The following is a 16,677-nucleotide window of genomic DNA, read 5'->3' on the forward strand; positions in this document are numbered from 1 at the left end:
TCCCTAAAAAGGGACGAGTCTTAATCTCGTGGTACCACCCTCGTTCCCGGACCATTCACTGGTTCGGCTCGAACACGCGTTAACGGGCGTGAGGCGCAAACGGATTAGCCCCGTTCGTGCTATGAGGGAGTAAAGACATGAATGATTCCATGAGAAGCTTCCACCGTTCTTCTCTCGCTAGTTTGGTTCATTTCATACTTCATATCCTCAATCGTTGCATCGTCTATTGACGTGTCATTAGTATAACGAATCGGTCGCTTCCTTGACAAGGAAAATTAGTAGCGACGTCGATTTTCGCCAAGGAACTCGATCGGTTGTGTCGTCGTCCGGATCCGCTCCATCAGTCGTGCGGCCTTTAATTTATCGCCTTGATCGTTCGTGATCCCGAAATGGAGCTCAAGTTCATCATACGATAAGTTCGAGCTGAACAATGTCGGCAGACGATGCATCATGCGGTATTGCAAAATGATTCCGAACAATTCATCCCGTACCCACGGACTGATCGATTCTGCACCGATATCGTCAATCAGCAATACTGGAATCGTTTGGAATCCTTCGAGGAACGTATCGAACGAGTCCGACCGGATCCGTCGTTTCGCTTCAGCGACGAAACCAGGAGCATGGACGAGAATCGTTGCAATCCGTTCTTTCTTCAGTGCATTCCCGATCGCAGCCAAGAGATACGTTTTCCCGACACCAAAGCTACCGTGCAGGTACAGTCCCTTTACATGCTCTTTTGAACGCAGATGATTGAGGAACTGAGACGCCGCACGTAAGGCGAGCTTCCGGTCCGTCGTCGACAAGTCGAAATCACTGAAGTTCGCATCACGCACTTCATCCGGCAGGAACAGGCTCTTGAATTTCTTCTCAAGTGCACGTTCATCTTCTCGGTCTTTGAGTGCTTGTGACTTCTCATACGAGACGACGATCTGTCCTTTTTCGACGTGCAGGATCGGCTGATAACCTTCAATGACGGCCTTACTTTCAATCAGTCGATTCCCGTCCATCTGTTCCGCGTATTCATTCAGCTTGAGCATGCCCCGCTCGATCATTCGTTGATCGATTTCCGGATGGGTCCGTAAGAACATGACGACCCCCGGATGAGACAACACCCGTTGTTGAATCGCTCGAACCGATTCTGCGACATCCGGTCGACTTAATATTTTTTCGATAGATGATTGGATATGTTCCATGTCCCGACTCCTTTAGTTCCCCTTCAGTTCTCGTAAGATTCGTTCCATCTCTTCATCGTCTGGAACATCCGCTTCGAAACTCGCTTTTTTAGAGGCTTCATACTGTTGCTGTTTCGCCTTCTCTTCTTGCAACCATTTCGGATTCGGACCGCCGTTCGTATTGCTGGTCCGTCCCCGACGTCCACCAACGGTCTGACGCGCGCGTTCTTGTTTTTGCTCCTGCTTCTTCGCGATCAAGTCATCCTGCTCCTGCGTCTTCGCCAGTGCCTCGGATGCTGTCACGTACCCCTTCTGTTTCCAATCATCGACGATCGATAAGAGGAAGTTCTTACTGAAGCGATTATCCTTTTTAACGACGAGCGCATAATAGTAGGCGGCATTGACGATCCCAGACGACATTTCATAATCGATGATCAATTGCTGGATCAGCTCTTCATCTCGTTCTGACAGCGCTTTGACCTTCCGCAACTTCGCGACATAATGCTTCGGATGGGTGCTTTCCATCGTCTCCGTTGCTTCGACGTCTCCGACCTCGATCGTGTCGAGTGAGGCGACCTTCGCTTTTTTCTCTCGGCTGAGTTTTTGTTTCGCTGACAACATCATCTGTTTGCAACGTTCTTGTTTCTCAGCATCGGTCATCGGCAAGTATGCTTCGTGACGGAAACGGGCATTCAACAGTTCCGCCATCAATGCTTCATTCGACTGCGTGACGTAAGCAAGCTTCACGAGCAGATGATCGATCGCCTTTGAGTAAAAGGTCCGTGGTAAAAAGCGATCGGTTTGACGTTTCATCTCTTCTAAATCAAACGAATAATCGAATTCATATACTGCTCGTTCCTGTTTCGCATAGGCCTTCGGCTGATGCGCGGAAGCAAGACCAGCTTTCACATCGAACACTTGATCAAACCTGACCGTCCGATCAACGATGTTCTTCGGAAGCGGTTCTGTCCGGAAACGATGCTGGAGGGAGCGGAAACGAATTTCACCGACGCGGTAAAATAGCAGACTCGATAACACCCCGTCATTCAAGAAAGTGTTCGGCGCGAGCGGCACCCGGATTTGATAGATGTAGCGATACGCGGCTTGGCGCGCTTCGAACGTCCGGATCAAACCGATCCCTTCTAGCTTGAATAACTCTTCCTTGAATTCATCGACGGAAAAACCGAGTAGCGTTCCGAGTTCCGCATGGGAGATGTATTGGGATTTTGTTTTTCCCGGAATCATCTCGCTCCAAAACGTTTGATAGAGTCCAAGAGCTTTGACACCAATGATCGGCTGGTACAAATAATATAAAGATTGATAGGCTTCACGGTCGACGACACCATTGCTCATCACTAAGCAAAGATCGGTACCGGAAAGTTCACGTTCTACCATCTGACTCGTCCTTTCCTTAGGGAGAAAAAGAGAGGTGCGCTGACCGGACAGACGACCTCTCTTATATCACGTTCAATTTTCACGGTCATTTTCTTGATGTCGCTCCATCAGCTCAGAGAGCTCTTGGAAGAAGACATTGATGTCCTTGAATTGTTTATAAACACTCGCAAAGCGGACGTATGCCACTTCATCGACGGAAGCTAATTCATTTAACACGAGACGTCCGACCTGCTCACTTGGAATCTCATGCTGAGCCGTCGCCCGCAATGCCTTTTCGACCCGACTGACGACTGTTTCTAGCTGTTCAATCGAAATCGGTCGTTTTTCACAGGCACGCACTAGTCCCCGCAAAATTTTATCACGATTGAACTCGTCGCGCGTTCCGTCTTTCTTTACGATGATTAAAGGGGTCTGTTCGACCATTTCGAAAGTCGTAAAGCGATAGCCGCAAGACTCACATTCACGTCTCCTCCGAATCGAACCGAAATCCTGGACCGGTCTTGAGTCCAGTACTTTTGTTCCGTTAAAATTACAGGCTGGACAGCGCATGCCGTACCTCCGTTCACGTGATTTCTTTTGTTCCAATCATTTTTAATCGATATCCCGCATCAAGTGATGCATAGATTCGCTCGATGTGTTTTTCGAGATCAGGTCCGAGAAGACTTTCACGATGTAAGAATAAATCGACGGCCGTACGTCCGCCCGCCACCATAATGACGGTCGCGAGTCCGTCGACTTCTTTTAATGTAAAAGCGAGTTCTCCACGTTCCGCGTCAACACGACGAACCGTTCCGCCCTCTTGCTTTAAGATATTTTCTAAACCAGCAAACAACATCTCGACTGTTGCCGCATAGTAGTGTGTGCGTAAATTTTCGTTTTTATGTGTATCGGATGTCTCTAGCTGTTTTTGCAAGCGTTCCTTCAGTCCCATGGTCATCCTCTTTTCTTTGTTTCTTCTACTATTAAGAATAACAGACGTCAGACATATTAAAAAGCCCTCGTCTGAACGACGAGGGCTTGACGAATTCGTGTGTGTTGTCAGTTGACGTGCTGGACAGTAGCCGCTGGAACTTGAACTGGTCCCATACCACGTGGAATTTCGACATTTTCACGGATTTTCGCATCGAGCTTTTCAGCAATGTAGTTCGCTGCGATGGCTGGATCGATCCGATCCCCACAAGTAAAGACATCAACCGATGCATACCCGTGCTCTGGGAAACTGTGAATCGTCAAGTGCGATTCAGAGATAATGACGACGCCACTGACGCCGTGTGGTGCAAACTTGTGGAATGCTACTTCTCGTACTTCTGCACCTGCTTGAAGTGCTGCGTCAACGAAAAGTCGTTCAACGAATTCCATGTCGTTCAATTTTTCAGGATTACAATCCCAAAGTTCTGCAATAATGTGTCTTCCCATAGTATCCATTTGTGGATCCCCCCTACATTCAATGGTCTTCAAAGTAGTTGATCACTTACTTTGCGCCTGAGTCGTTCGCACCCACGGGGGAAAGTTAGTCCAGAGAGGTCCTAACCCTTTAAGCTGCGATTGCCAGACCGATTGAAGTTCACGATTTGAATTATAGCGAGTATCAAAAAGATACACAAGGATAAATTTCAAAAATTAATACATTTCTAGAAAAAAAACGGGACAGGTCCCGTCGTTACTGGGATCTGCCCGTTGTCATTAATTCAATTCAAGTTCTTTTTCAACCGTTCCCATCGCCTCTAAGTGCGCCGAAACAAGGTGTACGAGGTCGACGACGCGGCAGGAGTAACCCCACTCATTATCGTACCAAGCGAGGACCTTCACCTGACGACCACCCATGACCATCGTCGAGAGTCCATCGACGACCGTCGAACGCTCTTCTCCGTTGAAGTCGATCGAAACGAGCGGTTCCATCGTCATTCCGAGAATGCCTTCAAGCGCACCGTCCGCTGCTTTCGTGAACGCTTCGTTCACTTCAGCAACCGTCGTATCGCGACTGACTTCGACGACGAGATCGACGAGTGAGACGTTCGGTGTCGGAACACGAAGCGCGAGTCCATTCAATTTTCCTTCCAAGTGTGGCAAGACGAGAGAAATCGCCTTTGCCGCACCTGTCGATGTTGGAATGATGGATGAGCCACATGCACGGGCGCGTCGTAAATCCTTATGTGGATTATCAATATTATTTTGATCGTTCGTAAACGCGTGAACCGTCGTCACGAGACCCGATTCGATTCCGAATGCCCGGTCGATGACTTGCACGACAGGTGCGAGACAGTTCGTCGTACACGATGCGTTCGAGACGATAGCATCTGTTTCATGATCATACATGTCGTCATTGACACCCATGACGATCGTCCGGACATCCCCTTTAGCAGGTGCCGTGATGACGACCTTTTTTGCGCCTGCCACTAAATGCTTCGCAGCACCCGTATCTGAGTTGAACTTTCCTGTCGCTTCGACGACGATATCGATGCCGAGTTCCCCCCACGGCAATAGTTCAGGATTGCGTTCACTGACGATTTGAATTTGTCTTCCGTCAACCATCAACGCCCCATCGATGATGTCGACCGGATAATTGAATTTCCCATGTACCGTATCGTACTTGATTAAATGTGCGAGTGTTTCGACTGGATAGCTTGCATTGATTGCTACGACTTCGCTTTTCCCCTCAGCGATCAGACGTCGAAAGACCATTCGACCAATTCGACCAAAACCATTGACTGCCACCTTGACTCCCATGTGCGGATCCCCCTTCAATGTGACGGATGTAGCTCCGTTTACAGATAGAACTATATCATGAAATGTAAGCGATTTCATTATGTTCTCTAAAAAAAGTGAGAGAAGATGGAAACTTCTCTCACTTCACACTTTTCATGTACCACTCTCATGCTTATCGGTGTCATATAATACTAACCATTTATCGATTTGTTGATATAACGAATCAAGACTCCCATCATTGAAGAACACATCATCCGCAAGCTCTTTTTTCTGTTCAATGCTAAGTTGCGAATGAATACGTGCATATGCTTCTTCTTCCGATAGATCATTACGTTGCATCAATCGTCTTAACTGCATGTTTTCCGGACAATAAACGACTACGACACGGTCGAACAGCGTCCGCCAATCGCCTTCAAGTAATAACGGAATATCAAATACGACGAGCGAATGTCCTGAACGTTCATAGGCATCTGCTTCATCAAGCATCTGTTGTCGAATACTTGGGTGCATCAACTGATTCAGCTGTTGTCGTTTTTCGCTATCCTGAAAAATGATTTGTCCGAGTTTTGGACGAACGAGACGTCCTTCTTCGAATGCTTCCGGGAAGGCCATCTTGACCCCATCATAGGCTCGCCCTCCTGGTTCAATGACTTCTCGCGCAACAAGATCCGCATCGATGACCGCTATTCCTTTTTGCTTCAGATAGCTAGAGACCGTACTTTTACCGGTGGCGATACTGCCCGTCAGACCAACCCTCATAAGGCGACCTGTTGGCACGTCGGACAGAAGTGCGTTCCTCGTCCACCGACTTTGATTTTTTCAATGGCAGTGCCGCAACGGGGACATGGTTCGCCCTTTTGACCGTATACCGCGAGTTGAAGCTGGAACTCACCTTTTCCGGAAGGTGAGACATAACTTCGGATCGTACTTCCCCCTGCTTCTACCGCTTGTCGTAAGACGTCGACACCGGCTTGATGGATGCGTGAAATATCATCAAGCGTCAAGGCACCAGCCTTCGTCAACGGATGGACACGTGCCGCATGAAGGGTCTCATCGACATAGATGTTACCGAGACCAAGGAAGATCGATTGGTCGAGCAATGCCGTTTTGATTGGACTTCTTTTTTTACGAATTAAATTCTCCGCTAACACTTCTGCTGTGAACTCTGGATCAAATGGTTCACGCTCCAGCTGTGCCAGTGGAGCAGTTTGCATCGCTGTTTCCTTATCACGTAATTCCATCGTTCCGAACTTCCGGACGTCATTGTAATGCAGCTCCGAACCATCCGTGAAACGGAAGACGACATGAGTATGTTTATCCCGCTCGACCGGTTGCGGATACGGGAAGTACTTCCCTTCCATCCGCAAATGGCTGACGAGATAAAAACGATCAAAATCAAAGAGTAGGAACTTACCGCGACGTTCGACGCGTTCGATCCGTTCTTGATGTAAGGCATCTGCAAATGGTGCCACTTCCATCCCCCGAATCATTTTCGGGTGGTAGACTTTGACGGAAGAGACTGTTTTTCCAGAGACCGAACGTTCTAAACTGCGACGAACGGTCTCGACTTCAGGTAATTCAGGCACGTCTATTCCTCCTTGCTTACTTCGTTTCGTACCACGTATGTCCTGCGCCCCCATCAACGCGTAGCGGTACGGATAATTCGACGGTCTGCTCCATCGCTTGTTTGACAAGCGCTTGTAAAGCGTCGAGTTCCTCGTCTGGTGCTTCAAAAATCAACTCATCGTGTACTTGTAATAACAAACGCGCTTTCAGATCAGATGCCTGTAAAGCAGCATGGACATCAAGCATCGCTTTTTTTATGATATCCGCAGCGGAACCTTGAATCGGCGTATTGATTGCCGTACGTTCCGCAAAACCACGTAAGTTGAAGTTTTTCGAATTGATATCCGGGATGTTACGGCGCCGGTTCATCAACGTTTCGACGAATCCATTCGCTCGTGCCGTCTCGATTGCCGTGTCCATGAACTGTTTGATTTGCGGGAACAGCTCGAAATAACGATCGATGAACGATTGTGCTTCCTTCCGCGTGATGTTCAAGTTTTGTGACAGTCCATAATCGCTGATTCCATAAATGATGCCGAAGTTGACAGCTTTCGCCTGACGCCGCATATTTCCTGTGACATCCTCCGGTTCAACACCAAAGACACTACTTGCCGTTTGAGTATGGATATCCTCATCATGTAAGAACGCATCGACAAGCGTCTGATCCTGCGACATATCGGCCATGACACGTAATTCGATTTGTGAATAATCGGCAGCGTACAGTGACCAGCCTGCTTCACTTGGAACGAAGGCTTTTCGAATCTTCCGTCCTTCTTCAATCCGAATCGGGATATTCTGAAGGTTCGGATTGACCGAACTTAAACGGCCTGTCTGGGCAATCGTCTGAGCAAAACGGGTATGAATCTTTCCGTCTTCCTTGATGACTTTTTGTAAGCCTTCGACATACGTCGACTGTAATTTTTGGAGCTCCCGGTATAACATGATGTGATCGATGACCGGATGCAGCGGACGCAGTTTTTCAAGGACGTCTGCGGCAGTCGAGTAGCCGGTCTTTGTTTTCTTGAAGGCGGGCAGTTCGAGTTTTTCAAACAGAATCACACCAAGTTGTTTCGGTGAATTGATATTGAACGACTCACCTGCCGCTTCAAAGACCAACGTCTCAAGTTCCGTTAAACGTCCGGCAAGATCTGCTTGCATCGATTGGAGCGTCGCGACGTCGACACGAATCCCGGTCCACTCCATCTCAGCGAGGACACCTGACAATGGACGCTCTAGTGTTTCATACAGCTCATATTGCTGATTCGCCTTCAACTCTTCCCGGACTTTCGGGAACAATAACTCGATCATCCGTGCTTTCTCTGCAAGATAAGGGTGTAATACGTCATCCGCTGGGGCTAGACGTTTGGCTCCCTTACCGAGGACCGCTTCTTCGTTCGGTGCCATCAATGCATAATGACCAGCAATTGAAGCGAGCGTCGTGCCGCCACTTAAATTCAATAAGTAACCCGCTAATAACAAATCCTCATAACCGTTTAAGGTTAAGCCATGTTTACGCAACGCGAATGCGACTTGTTTGGCATCGAGACAAATCTTCCGATGTTCCGACTCGATCCATTGGCGGAATGCTGGATCCTCGACGAGCGTTGGAGCAGCAACATAGATTGTGTCAGGCGTCGCGATCGCAAACCCGATGATGTCTTCTTCCATGTAATCCTCTCGTAGCTGTTCAGCAAGCAACACCGCATCGGTGACGTCTTCAGGAAGTGAAGTGATCGTCACGACGTTCAACTGCTCTTTATCCTCTTCTTTGACGACAGGAGCAAATCGATTCGTCAACGACTTGAAGCCAAGCGACTGGAACAACGAATACGGCACTTGGGTATCAACGTCGCGAATTTGCAAATCATCTAGCGTCGTCTCGAGCGGGACATCGACTTTAATTGTCGCAAGTTCTTTCGATAGTCGTGCGAGTTCTTCGTTCGCGATGACTTTTTCCTTCTGCTTCCCTTTTAAGTACTCGACGTGCTCATACAGTCCTTCGACAGAACCATATGCCGAAATCAGTTTTACCGCCGTCTTTTCACCAATTCCAGGAATCCCTGGAATATTATCCGACTTATCCCCCATTAACCCCTTCAGGTCAATCATTTGAATCGGCTTTAGACCACCATACGTCTCAGCGAACAGTTCCTCCGTCATGCACTGGACGTCCGTGATCCCACGCTTCGTGATCAAGACTTCGATCTTATCCGTGACAAGTTGAAGTAAATCTTTATCTCCAGTGACGATCCGCGTCCGATCCGTCGGCATCGTTCGTGCGAGCGTACCAATCAAATCATCTGCCTCATAGCGATGGAGTTCCATCATTTGAATACCGAGCGCTTCACAGATATCCCGGACGATCGGGAATTGCTCACGTAGTTCGGACGGTGTCTTTTCCCGACTTCCCTTATACTCCTGATATACATCATGACGGAACGTTTCACTCGAAGCATCGAAGGCAACGAGCATATGTGTCGGTTGTTCTTCCTCGAGCAACTTCAATAACATCATCGTAAAGCCATAAGCTGCGTTCGTATTTCGTCCTTGCGCATCCGTCATTGGTGGTAAGGCGAAAAACGCCCGATAGGTCAACGAGTTCCCATCAATCAATAGCAATTTATTTTCCATCATCTACGCCCCTTTAATCGATTTTCTGTTCCTATTGTATCACTCTACACACATTTGTTCGCTAAAAATGACCAAAAAAAGACGATTGACTCACGGAGAGTCAACCGCCAAGGGCATGACGACATGGGAGCTGATCCAGTCGCCATACAGATGATGAAGAAGGTACTTTCATCATAAGATACATCTATTAAGGAAATGTGAATCCACTGTGAAATTCAGCCATGTTTTGGTAAACGAATCGTAAATGTCGTGCCTTTGTGCTCTTCCGATGCGATTTCGATCTCACCGTGATGGAGGTCGACAATGTGTTTGACGATGGCTAGTCCAAGACCCGTTCCCCCAGAATTACGGCTTCGTGCCTTATCGACACGATAGAAACGTTCGAAGATTCGTTGGGTTTCTTTCGGATGAATACCAATTCCATCATCTTTGATGATGAGTTGGACAGACTCTTCTCCATCCTCGAGCTGAATCCAGACGTTGCCGCCGTTCGGCGTATAATTCAACGCATTCGCAACCAAGTTAACGACGACCTGTTTCAGACGATTCAGATCTGCTCGGATGAAGACTTCCTCTTCCATTTCGATATGAATCGTCATCTCTTTTTCTGTTGCTCGTCGATGCAGGAGTGCTGCTGTCTCCCGAACGAGACTTGTCACGTCAACGATTGCAGTCTCGAGCTGATAGTTATCTTGTTCTAAACGAGACAGCTCAAGCAAATCTTCTACCAATGTCTGCATTCGTTCCGATTCATCGTGGATGATCCGTAAGAACTGCTCTCGGATTTCCGGAACCTCTTGCGCACCATCGAGTAACGTTTCCGCAAATCCTTTAATGGACGTTAGTGGTGTCTTTAATTCATGGCTGACATTCGCGACGAAGTCTTTACGCATTTGTTCCAGTTTTTTGATTTCCGTGATGTCGTTAAAGACGACGGTCGTTCCCTGCACGCGACCGTTCTTATCGAAAATCGGAGCGGCACTGACCATGAACGTCCGGCTATTGATGCCAAATCGAACACTCGACTGCTTTCGATTCGGTTTTTCCGTCAGATAGACATCTTCAATCACCTGACTCATTTTTTCGTTCGGAAGTACACGATAGTACAGCTTCCCACTAGACGGTTCATGAATGTTGAACATTTCCCGATACGTCCGGTTGACGAGCAGGACGTAGCCCTTCTCATCAATCAACATAAGACCGGCGCCCATGTATTCGATCAAAGATTCGAGACGTGCTCGTTGCATTGCTTCACCAGACGATGCGTTTTCGAGATTTCGCGCTAATAGATTGATAGAGCGCCCTAAATCGCGTGATTCATCCGGTGCCGCTAATTCATACACACGCGACTTATAGTTCCCGTGCGACAGTTCATGTAAAACATCTGTTGCTTCTGCGATTGGACGTAGGAATCGTTTCGTCGACCGATAGATCGTCAAGAATATGATCACTAACGAGGCGAGTAGGGACAGAATGATGACCGTCCAAATCCGTGAATAGATGACATTCAAGTCTTGGGCGTAACGAATGAAACTGACGTAGACTTCTCCCCCATCCGCTGTCGGAACAGGTTTTGTAAATTGGACGACACTATCATCAGTTTTCGATTCAAATGTGCCCTCGTCAGGAATGGCTGAAAAATTGAGGGTCGCTACTTTTAATTTCGTCACATCAACAGGTGTTCCAGCAATGATTTCTCCACGGCTGTTGAATAAAATCATATCGAAATTCGATTCAGCATATAGTTCATTTACATACCGAGACATGTCTGGTACTTCTCGATCTCTCAAAATCGTCTCAACTAGCGCTGTTTCATCCATCAATTTTTCTTTTTCATTTTGGACATAGAATTCTTTGAAGGATTGACCTAATAAAAATCCAAGTGCTACAAGGACGAGACTGATGAACGAAATCATTTTAAAGATAAACCGTTTGCGATACTTACTCATTCCGCCTTCGGCTCTTCCATCTTGTAACCTAAACCGCGAATCGTTTTAATGTAAATCGGTTTTTTCGTATTCGGCTCGATTTTCTCTCGGACATGACTAATATGGACATCTACGATACGGGTATCGCCAACAAAATCATAATTCCAGATGGCAGATAACAACTGGTCGCGAGTCAACACACGTCCTTTATTTTTTGCAAGGTAAACAAGTAACTCAAATTCTTTTGGCGTGAGCTCTAACCGCTCTTCGGCTTTAAATGCTTCGTAATTGTCAGGAACGATTTTGACATCTCCGATAATGATTGTTCCATCCGTCACTTCTTCCGACGAAGTCGTTTGATGACTCATGCGACGTAAAATTGCTTTTACGCGCGCAACGACTTCACGTGGACTGAATGGTTTCGTCAAATAATCATCCGCTCCAAGTTCTAATCCGAGAACTTTATCAAATTCGTCATCTTTTGCAGTCAACATCAAAATCGGTGTATTGATTTTTTGCTGGCGGAGACGTTTACATACTTCAAGACCATCAAGCTCCGGTAACATCAAATCTAAGACGATCAATGCCGCATCTTGTTTTTCTGCTAATTTTAAACCAGACATCCCATCATGAGCTGTTTCAACGATGAAGCCGGCTTGTTCTAAGTTGAACTTCAACAACGTTGCAATCGACAACTCATCATCTACCACGATAATTTTATCTTTCAAACCTTGCATCCCCCTCAAGTTTCCTTCTTTTCGAATGAGGAATTCCGTGGAATCCGCTTCGTCTGTCTTCATCTTACCGACTTTTAATGGAAAACCACAAATCTTTCTGCAGTTTCTTTACATAATCTTTAAAGGAGATGCCGAATCCAACTAGATCGTTCGTGTAAAAGCTAATAAAACGGGGAAACAATACATATCGTTAATTGTAGGAGGTAGAATGTATGGAATGGAACCATCCCCTTTTTGCAGCCATCACGGCGTGGTTCATCGCTCAAGCAGCGAAGCTTGTCACGAGTTTGGTTCGGACACGAAAGTTCGACCTGGAAATCATGTTTGCTTCCGGTGGTATGCCTAGTTCACATAGTTCGACTGTCGTCGCCTTAGCCGTTGTCATCGGTTTTCAGGAGGGCTTCTCGTCTTCGATTTTTGCACTGGCTGTCATCTTTGCGACAATCATCATGTATGATGCGACCGGTGTCAGACAAGCAGTCGGTGTTCAGGCAAAACTACTCAATGATTATTTCAAAGGAATTCGCCATGAGACCCCTCTCCTGAATGAGCTCGTCGGTCATACCGAGTTTCAGGTGTTCGTCGGTCTGTTACTCGGACTAGTCGTCGGTCTTCTATGGCCCGTCTTCTTCTTTTAATCCTATGATGTACAACAGCCCATCCAATAATCGGATGGGCTGTTTGAGTATGATATAGCTTATGGTTTCAAGACGACCTTGATGCATCCATCTGTCCGATCATTAAATGTCTGATAGGCAGAAGCAGCATCATCAAGTGCCACTCGGTGTGTCACGATATCCGTCGGATCAAATTCTTGATTGATGATTTTCTGGAACAGTTCCGGCATCAAATGAATGACTGGTGCTTGTCCCATTTTCAGCGTAATATTTCGGGTAAAGAAATCGCCAAGTGGAAACTGATTATATTTTTTAGCGTAGACGCCTGTCAACTGCACAGTACCAAATTTCCGGACAGCGTCTTTTGCAATGTCAATGGCACTCAACGTTCCACCTTGCAGACCAATCTTTTGTTCAATTTTTTCTACAGGGGACATCTTCCCATCAAAACCGACGCAATCAATGACGACGTCTGCTCCACCTTGTGTCAGCTCTTTAATATACGCACCACTTTCTGCGTGATCCGAGAAATTCACTGTCTCGACTTTATTCGTGACTTTAGCATGATTTAATCGATACACTTGATCATCCACCGCAATGACTCGCTTTGCTCCTTGCATCCATGCAAATTTTTGTGTCATTAGTCCAACTGGTCCTGATCCGAGTACGACGACCGTATCTCCTTTTTTCACACCCGCATGCAGGACACTCCAATACGCCGTAGGTAAAACGTCAGATAAGAACAATAATGCCTCATCTTCTAATTCGCATGATTCAGGAATCACGAGTGGCATGAAATTCCCGAACGGAACTTTTAAATATTCCGCCTGACCACCGGGATGTCCACCAAACTCTTCTGTAAAACCGAAGTACCCACCTGTATCGACATGGGGATTTCCGTTCGAGTTATCACATTGACTCTCCATATCATGTTCACAAAAGAAACAGTGACCACAAGCAACATTAAACGGTAACACGACGCGGTCGCCACGCTTGACCTTCGTCACACCTGGTCCAACCTCTTCAACGATGCCCATCGGTTCATGACCAATGACATAATCTTTGTGAGCCGGCATATTTCCTTGATAGATGTGTAAATCTGATCCACAAATGGCAGTCGATGTGATTTTGACGATGATATCATCGTTTTTATCAATCGATGGATCCTGGACTTGTTTGACTTGAACATCTTTTGCTCCTTGGTACGTTACGGCGCGCATGTGGCATCCCCCTTAGTGGAATAAAATGACGTACCTTTGTCCTTACCCTAATACAATCATCTTTTCTACATGTTTATTAAAATTGGAACTTTTCGCCTATGTGTATCGTATGTTGTGAAAAACACACTTTACACAATTAACCTATGAATGAAAGGAGGCACTCACGTGGCACGATGTACCGTTTGTCGTCAATCCTGGTCTGCTCGAACAATCTATCGTTTAATCTGGTCTGCTCACGGACTGCCCTGTCCGCATTGTCAAAACTCACAACACCTCCATATGGAACATCAAGGTCACTTCCTTCGAATCGGATATTTGATTCCGTGGCTGACATTTCTTCTTATACTGATCTGCCCTTGGTATGCCAAGTTATCACACTATGCTTCTCCTCATCGATTATGACGAGATGAAAAAAGACGAACTTGTCGAAAGTGACAAGTTCGTCTTTTTTTGAATCAAGATTTTAATAAGTCGAGTACAGAGCGGACTGTAGAGGCAGAGCGATTCAAAGCCTCTTGCTCCTCAGTCGTCAGTTCGAGTTCATAGACATGCTCGACACCATTTCCGCCAAGAATGACCGGTACACCGAAATACATATCGTCGTATCCATATTCACCTTCGAGATAAGCGATGGCAGGGAGAATACGTCGCTGGTCCTTCAAGATCGCCTCGACCATCTCAGCAATTGCTGCTGCCGGTGCGTAGTAAGCGGAACCGTTTCCGAGTAATTGAACGATTTCACCGCCGCCTTTACGCGTTCGGTCAACGATCGCATCTAACCGTTCCTTGGATATCAGTTTCTCGATTGGAATGCCTCCCGCCTGCGAATAACGCATTAGCGGCACCATGTCATCCCCGTGTCCTCCGAGTACGAATCCCGATACATCCTTTACAGAAACGTTCAGTTCCTCTGCTAAGAATGTCCGGAAGCGTGCCGTGTCGAGGACACCGGATTGACCGATGACACGCTCTTTCGGAAAACCAGATGCCTGATAGACCGTATACGTCATCGCATCGACCGGATTCGTCAAAACGATGATGATTGATTCCGGTGCATGCGCGACGATTTCCTTCGTCACAGCTGTCATGACGGTGGCATTCGTACTTACAAGGTCTTCGCGGCTCATCCCTGGCTTTCGGGCGATACCGGCAGTGATGACGACGATATCCGCACCGTTGATGTCGGCATAGTTCGATGTCCCTTTTACTGAAGCATCAAACCCGAGGATCGGCGCTGCCTCTTGCATATCGAGCGCCTTTCCTTTCGTCGGATTCTCTTGCTCGGGTCGGTCGACGAGGACGACATCACCTAGCTCTCGCTGAGCAAGATAGAGTGCTGTCGTTGCGCCCGTAAAGCCACTTCCTATGACTGCGATCTTCTTCCGTCTGTTCATCGACTCATTCCTCCTGATCGGATTACATGTTTTTGATGAGTTCGTCCGCGAATTCAGAACACTTCACTTCAGTCGCACCATCCATGAGACGTGCGAAGTCGTATGTGACGACTTTCGATTCAATCGATGTTTCCATCGATTTGATGATGAGATCTGCTGCTTCGTTCCAGCCGAGGTGACGGAACATCATTTCGCCTGACAAGATGACAGACGATGGGTTTACTTTATCAAGTCCAGCGTATTTCGGTGCTGTACCGTGAGTGGCTTCAAAGATCGCATGACCTGTCATGTAGTTGATGTTTGCTCCAGGTGCGATTCCGATACCACCGACTTGTGCAGCAAGTGCATCTGAGATGTAGTCACCGTTCAAGTTCATTGTCGCAACGACATCGAACTCTTTTGGACGAGTCAAGATTTGTTGTAAGAAGATATCAGCGATTGAGTCTTTCACGATCAACTTACCAGCAGCTTCTGCGTCTGCTTGTGCTTTATTCGCAGCATCTGTTCCTTCTTCTTCCTTGATGCGATCATATTGGTTCCAAGTGAAGACGTGTTCTGCGTATTCACGCTCAGCAAGCTCATAGCCCCAGTTTTTGAAAGCACCCTCAGTGAACTTCATGATGTTTCCTTTATGAACGAGCGTCAACGAAGCGCGTTTGTTCTCGAGTGCATATTCGATTGCTGCACGAACGAGGCGTTCTGTTCCCTCTTTTGAAATCGGTTTGATTCCAAGACCAGATGTCTCAGGGAAGCGGATTTTATTGACACCCATTTCGTTTTGAAGGAACTCAAGCAGTTTTGCAGCGCCTTCGCTACCTTCTGCGTATTCGATTCCGGCGTAGATGTCTTCAGTATTTTCACGGAAGATGACCATGTCTGTATCTTCTGGGCGTTTAACCGGTGAAGGCACACCTGTGAAGTAGCGGACTGGACGAAGACATGTGTACAAATCAAGCTCTTGACGTAGAGCAACGTTCAACGAACGGATTCCGCCGCCGACTGGTGTCGTCAGTGGTCCTTTGATTGCGATGATGTGCTCACGGATGAGATCAAGTGTCTCTTCTGGTAACCAGTTGCCTGTTTTGTTGAATGCTTTTTCACCAGCGTAGACTTCTTTCCATTCGATTTTCTTCTCACCGTTGTATGCTTTTTCAACTGCTGCATCAAACACACGTACCGCTGCGTTCCAGATGTCAGGTCCTGTTCCGTCACCAATGATGAACGGAATGATTGGAGCGTTTGGAACTTGAAGTGTACCGTTAGTTACTGTGATGTTTTCGCCTTGAAGTGTAGCCATGTCTAAAAATCCCC

General features: G+C 47.0%; 15 protein-coding genes. 1 reads left to right on the top strand and 14 read right to left on the bottom strand.

The window, feature by feature from the left end; genetic code table 11:
* Nucleotides 1-275: 275 nt before the first annotated feature.
* The 11 genes from dnaI to EXW93_RS11680 all read right to left on the bottom strand — a co-directional run bounded on the left by dnaI (nt 276) and on the right by EXW93_RS11680 (nt 12,126).
* Complete coding sequence (gene dnaI, locus EXW93_RS11630) at nt 276-1,193, bottom strand: primosomal protein DnaI (protein WP_023469020.1); 918 nt, start codon at nt 1,191-1,193, stop codon at nt 276-278.
* Between the two features lie 12 nt (nt 1,194-1,205).
* The gene (locus EXW93_RS11635; protein WP_023469021.1) at nt 1,206-2,567 is read right to left on the bottom strand and encodes a replication initiation and membrane attachment family protein; all 1,362 of its coding nucleotides are present in this window, start codon (nt 2,565-2,567) and stop codon (nt 1,206-1,208) included.
* 72 nt (nt 2,568-2,639) lie between these two features.
* Nucleotides 2,640-3,116, bottom strand: a complete 477-nt coding sequence (nrdR, locus tag EXW93_RS11640; protein ID WP_023469022.1) for a transcriptional regulator NrdR — start codon at nt 3,114-3,116, stop codon at nt 2,640-2,642.
* 13 nt (nt 3,117-3,129) lie between these two features.
* The gene (locus EXW93_RS11645; protein WP_023469023.1) at nt 3,130-3,498 is read right to left on the bottom strand and encodes a hypothetical protein; all 369 of its coding nucleotides are present in this window, start codon (nt 3,496-3,498) and stop codon (nt 3,130-3,132) included.
* A 107-nt stretch (nt 3,499-3,605) separates the two neighbouring features.
* Nucleotides 3,606-3,992 carry an adenosylmethionine decarboxylase gene (speD, locus tag EXW93_RS11650; protein WP_023469024.1) on the bottom strand — a complete coding sequence of 129 codons (387 nt, stop codon included), beginning with the start codon at nt 3,990-3,992 and terminating at the stop codon, nt 3,606-3,608.
* A 258-nt stretch (nt 3,993-4,250) separates the two neighbouring features.
* The gene (locus EXW93_RS11655) at nt 4,251-5,294 is read right to left on the bottom strand and encodes a glyceraldehyde-3-phosphate dehydrogenase (protein ID WP_023469025.1); all 1,044 of its coding nucleotides are present in this window, start codon (nt 5,292-5,294) and stop codon (nt 4,251-4,253) included.
* A 132-nt stretch (nt 5,295-5,426) separates the two neighbouring features.
* Nucleotides 5,427-6,032 carry a dephospho-CoA kinase gene (coaE, locus tag EXW93_RS11660; RefSeq protein WP_023469026.1) on the bottom strand — a complete coding sequence of 202 codons (606 nt, stop codon included), beginning with the start codon at nt 6,030-6,032 and terminating at the stop codon, nt 5,427-5,429.
* Nucleotides 6,029-6,859, bottom strand: coding sequence for a DNA-formamidopyrimidine glycosylase (gene mutM, locus EXW93_RS11665; RefSeq protein ID WP_035396555.1), 831 nt, complete (start codon nt 6,857-6,859; stop codon nt 6,029-6,031). Before mutM ends, coaE begins: the two co-directional genes overlap by 4 nt.
* Before the next feature lie 16 nt (nt 6,860-6,875).
* Nucleotides 6,876-9,473, bottom strand: a complete 2,598-nt coding sequence (polA, locus tag EXW93_RS11670) for a DNA polymerase I (RefSeq protein WP_174316484.1) — start codon at nt 9,471-9,473, stop codon at nt 6,876-6,878.
* Between the two features lie 212 nt (nt 9,474-9,685).
* On the bottom strand, nt 9,686-11,419 hold the full coding sequence (gene pnpS / locus EXW93_RS11675; protein ID WP_023469029.1) for a two-component system histidine kinase PnpS: 1,734 nt from the start codon (nt 11,417-11,419) through the stop codon (nt 9,686-9,688).
* Complete coding sequence (locus tag EXW93_RS11680; protein WP_035396870.1) at nt 11,416-12,126, bottom strand: response regulator transcription factor; 711 nt, start codon at nt 12,124-12,126, stop codon at nt 11,416-11,418. Before EXW93_RS11680 ends, pnpS begins: the two co-directional genes overlap by 4 nt.
* A gap of 221 nt (nt 12,127-12,347) precedes the next feature.
* On the opposite strand from EXW93_RS11680, the gene EXW93_RS11685 reads away from it, so the two are divergent.
* On the top strand, nt 12,348-12,773 hold the full coding sequence (locus EXW93_RS11685) for a divergent PAP2 family protein (RefSeq protein ID WP_023469031.1): 426 nt from the start codon (nt 12,348-12,350) through the stop codon (nt 12,771-12,773).
* 59 nt (nt 12,774-12,832) lie between these two features.
* Here EXW93_RS11685 and EXW93_RS11690 read toward each other — a convergent pair whose 3' ends face one another.
* The 3 genes from EXW93_RS11690 to icd all read right to left on the bottom strand — a co-directional run bounded on the left by EXW93_RS11690 (nt 12,833) and on the right by icd (nt 16,663).
* Nucleotides 12,833-13,972 (bottom strand): zinc-dependent alcohol dehydrogenase, encoded by a 1,140-nt coding sequence (locus EXW93_RS11690; RefSeq protein ID WP_023469032.1) that lies wholly within the window; start codon nt 13,970-13,972, stop codon nt 12,833-12,835.
* A gap of 455 nt (nt 13,973-14,427) precedes the next feature.
* A complete protein-coding gene (gene mdh, locus EXW93_RS11695; RefSeq protein ID WP_035396551.1) occupies nt 14,428-15,366 on the bottom strand; it encodes a malate dehydrogenase in 939 nt (312 codons plus the stop codon).
* 22 nt (nt 15,367-15,388) lie between these two features.
* Nucleotides 15,389-16,663 (bottom strand): NADP-dependent isocitrate dehydrogenase, encoded by a 1,275-nt coding sequence (gene icd / locus EXW93_RS11700; protein ID WP_050677651.1) that lies wholly within the window; start codon nt 16,661-16,663, stop codon nt 15,389-15,391.
* Between the last annotated feature and the right edge of the window lie 14 nt (nt 16,664-16,677).

Source organism: Exiguobacterium sp. JMULE1 (assembly GCF_013337175.1).
In the GTDB taxonomy this organism is placed as follows: domain Bacteria; phylum Bacillota; class Bacilli; order Exiguobacteriales; family Exiguobacteriaceae; genus Exiguobacterium_A; species Exiguobacterium_A indicum.